This is a genomic window from Pseudooceanicola profundi (assembly GCF_050897955.1).
GTDB lineage: Bacteria > Pseudomonadota > Alphaproteobacteria > Rhodobacterales > Rhodobacteraceae > Pseudooceanicola.
Genome location: NZ_JBPAXZ010000013.1, coordinates 1 through 3745, shown reverse-complemented (window position 1 = coordinate 3745; position 3745 = coordinate 1). Strand labels below are relative to the sequence as shown.

At 62.9% G+C, this 3745-nt stretch carries 3 protein-coding genes; all 3 read left to right on the top strand.

What is annotated here, in order from left to right; all coding sequences use genetic code 11:
- The first annotated feature begins 154 nt into the window (after positions 1-154).
- From ACRARG_RS21540 to ACRARG_RS21530, 3 genes are read left to right on the top strand one after another with little or no spacing between them, the layout of a single operon-like run.
- Complete coding sequence (locus ACRARG_RS21540) at positions 155-1801, top strand: TnsB C-terminal domain-containing protein (RefSeq protein ID WP_306043969.1); 1647 nt, start codon at positions 155-157, stop codon at positions 1799-1801.
- Entirely contained in the window at positions 1794-2672 is an 879-nt protein-coding gene (locus ACRARG_RS21535; RefSeq protein WP_306043968.1) for a TniB family NTP-binding protein, read from the top strand. The genes ACRARG_RS21540 and ACRARG_RS21535 overlap by 8 nt, the downstream gene beginning before the upstream one ends.
- Positions 2669-3688: a TniQ family protein gene (locus tag ACRARG_RS21530; protein ID WP_306043967.1), complete on the top strand. Its 1020-nt coding sequence runs from the start codon at positions 2669-2671 to the stop codon at positions 3686-3688. Before ACRARG_RS21535 ends, ACRARG_RS21530 begins: the two co-directional genes overlap by 4 nt.
- Positions 3689-3745: the final 57 nt, after the last annotated feature.

Sequence of the window (3745 nt, the reverse complement as noted above, 5' to 3'; positions counted from 1 at the left end):
TGTCGGTCTGCCGGAATTTCTGAGACTGCGTTCCATTTGTTTTCAATGACTTGCCTGTGTCGCATTTCTGAAACCGATTCAGGGTATGTGAGACTGGACGCCGATTTGAGTCACCATTGGTGAGACTATCCGGCATCCGTCCAGTGAGTAAGTTATGTCCGATAATTTTCCGGCTGACAAGGATTGGGAAGAGGCCGAGTACCGCGCCCAGGTGCTCGCGGAGCTGCCGGCCCAGCTCACTCAGGGCAATGTCGACTGGGCCATGCGCCAGTTGAATGTTAGCCGATCCACGCTCTTTCGTCTGGTGAAGCAGTTCCGCGAGGACGGGCGGACCAGTGCACTACTGCCGGACACCCGGGGCCCCAAACCTGGCATGCAGCCGCTGGACCCGGCGGTGGAAGCGATCGTGTCCCGCCATTTCAAGGAGTTTTATGCCACTCGGCGCAAGCCCACCAGGACACGGTTCTGGCGGGAGATCGCTGCCGATTGTCAGGCCCAAGGGCTGGCACCGCCATCGATCCGTCGTCTGGGGCGCTGGCTGGAGAAACATGACCAGGCAAAGCTGATGGCCAGGCGGGAAGGCAAGGACAAGGCCGAGCGACGCTATCTGGCCACGCCTGGGGTGCTGATCGTCAACAATCCGCTGGATATCGTCCAGATAGACCACACCAAAGCTGACGTGACGGCGGTAGATCCGGTAACGCGACGCCCTCTTGGCCGACCGACGCTGACGGTCGCGATCGACGTGAACACCCGCATGGTTCTGGGGTTTCATCTGTCGCTGGAGCCGCCATCGCTGCTGGCCGTCGCACTGTGTCTGACCCATGCTGTGATGGACAAATCGCATTGGCTCGCGGCACGTGGGATCGGTACGGATTGGCCCGCGCGGGGTATCCCGAGCGCGATTTACGTGGACAATGGCGCGGAGTTCCACGCGCGCGCCTTCGAGCGGGCCTGTTCCGAATATCAGATCGACCTGCAGCACCGACCACCGGCAACGCCGCGCTATGGCGGCCATATCGAGCGACTGATCGGCACGATGATGGGCGCCATTCACCTGCTGCCAGGCTCGCATTTCTCGAACATTTTCGAGCGCGGTGATCTCGACTCTGAGGCTGAGGCGGTGATGACGCTCAGAGAGCTGGAAACCTGGCTCGCTCTAGAGATCACTGGCTCCTACCATGCGCGGGTCCACAGCGCGCTGGAAACCACTCCTGCGGCGGCTTGGGCGGCGCGGACGAACGAGGTCCGAGTCCAAATCCCGGCCGATCTCAGGCAGTTCCTGGTCGATTTCCTGCCGTCCGAGCAGCGGGTTTTGCAGCGCGACGGCCTACATCTCTTCCACATCCGCTACTGGGCGGACGAGTTGCGCTGGCTGATGGGCCGGGAAAGCCGCAAGTTCACGCTCAAATACGACCCGCGCGATCTTTCGCGCATCTTCGTGCTGACAGAGAACGGGATCATCGAGGCCCGCCCGGCGGATCTGACCCGGCCTGCGATCACGCTCTGGGAACACCGCGCGGCGCGGCGCGCTTTGCGTGAGGCCGGGCGCAGGTCGGTAGATGAGGAGCTTATTTTCAGGACAATCGAGGCGCAGCGCGACGTCGTCGACAGCGCCGAGCGGCAGACGAAGGCGATACGGCGCCACCAGGCTCGGCGGGCGCATCTGGCCCCTCTGCCGATGATCGATGTGACACCGGATATCGCCGCGCCAGAAGCCCTGCCTGCGCCGGAAGGGGAGGGGAGCCCATTCCTCAGCCATCCCGGCTTCAAGGTCGAGGAGTGGTACGACGATGACTGAGTTCCCGCATCTCTATCCAGGAGCCGGCAAGATAGCCGCGCTCAGCACCGAGGAGCGCATTCACCGGATTCGCGCCGACCGCTGGATCTCCTATCCCAGGGCCGAGGCCGCCTTGGAGAAGCTGGAAACGCTGATGTCGTTTCCCGAGCGCGCTCGCATGCCGAACCTGCTCATTGTCGGTGACAGCGGCATGGGCAAGACGATGATCATCGAGAAGTTCACCCGCGATCACGCGTCAAGCTTCGATGAGACCAGCGGACGGCTGCATATGCCGGTTGTCGCCGTGCAGATGGTGTCTGGGCCTGATGAATCGCGCTTCTACCGCCGGATCCTGGCGGCGATTGGTGCCCCGGAGCCGCCGAGGGCGACACTGTCTGTGCTGGAAAGCCTGGCCTTGCGACTGCTCGCCGAATTGCGTCCGGGGATGCTGGTCATCGACGAGATTCACAGCCTGCAGGCGGGGACGATCCGCGAACAGGCACGATTCCTGAACATGCTGCGCTTTCTGGGCAACGAGCTGCGCATCCCGTTGGTCTGTGTCGGTACAGCGCAGGCTCGCAACGCACTGCGCACCGATGATCAGCTGGTGCGCCGTTTCGAGGCCTTCGCGTTGCCGCCTTGGCGCGAGGGCGAGGATCTGAACGGGCTGATGAGCACGCTCACGCGCACGCTGCCGCTTCGGCGCCAAAGCCAGATCGACGAGAAGGCACTCACGCGGATGATCAAGGTGACGGGCGGCATCACCTCGGGCATCTTTTCGATCTTGTCGCAGCTGGCGATCGCCGCCATCGAAAGCGGCGAGGAACGCATCCTCTCGCGCGATATTCTGGGCGGCGACCGGTTGCAGGCGGTCCTGGGAGAGCCGGTGTGACGGCGCACGGGCGCTTGCCGGTTGTCTATCTCCCCGAGGTCGACGAGCGGCTGTCTTCCTGGGCCGCGCGCATGGCCCCGTTCTACGCCATGACGGTTTCGGAATTCATCGCCGCGTTTGGCCTGAAGGGGCACGACGTGTTCGACCTGGAATGGCGTCTTTCGGAAGGGCAGGGGGCTCTGATCGCGGCTCGGACCGGCCTTTCGCCCGAAGCAGTGCAGTCCATGACTTTCCGGGAGTTGGGTGCTGCGGCGCGCATGATGATCGCGCGGAAGAACCGGTATTACTGCCCGCACTGTCCCGAAGACTTGCATCGCAAAGCCGCCGCGCTGCCGTGGCGATTTCGCTGCCCGGTGCATGGTGTGGAGTTTCGGGATGCCACCGGCGAGACCCTGTCCGATCGGTTCGGTACGGACTGCTTCAAGAAACTTGAAGGGCATGCCGAGGTCGGTGCCGCGCATCTCGATGCCTGGGCGCGCAGCGCGGGGCAGGGCGACCTGGAAGCGCCCGAAGTGCTTCAGCTTCTGACGGTGCGACATCGCCGGGCCTCGCCGCCGAACGTTTGCGAGCAGCCACGAATGTCTCTGAAAGACCGCCGGGACTATCATGATTTTTTGACCACGCCGATCATCCGACAGGCGCTCACGGTCGTAGTTCCCGAATACGATCAGGTGGCGCCAGTACTTGCCAAGCCAGTGCGTCCCGGTCTCCACGCCCTGGCGCAGGGCTCGCTCTTGCAATGTTTCGCGCTGGCGGTCGGCGCCGGGCGGATCATTGAGGATCCGGTCAAATGGGCGGTCTCAGTCATGCTTATGAGCGATGCGGAGGGGCAGGGACGGGTCCGGCAGGCGATTGACGCATGGCCTCTTTCGTTGAGGCGAAGCATCTCGGCCCGGTTCTGGCGCGCTGAGCGCGACGAGAGAGCACGGCAGTCTGCAGAAAAAGCCGCGAGACAACGCCAGTCTCACAAACTCCGGCTCATCCAGTCTCATAAATACCGGTACGGAATCTCATGAACCCCGGCTCGTTTTTCAGGGAAGTGCTTGAATCTCATGAATTCCGGCTATCCGACA

Bases quoted from the DNA above. Each gene is read 5' to 3' on its own strand.
- ACRARG_RS21540 (WP_306043969.1), top strand. From the start codon at position 155: ATGTCCGATAATTTTCCGGCTGACAAGGATTGGGAAGAGGCCGAGTAC.
- ACRARG_RS21535 (WP_306043968.1), top strand. From the start codon at position 1,794: ATGACTGAGTTCCCGCATCTCTATCCAGGAGCCGGCAAGATAGCCGCG.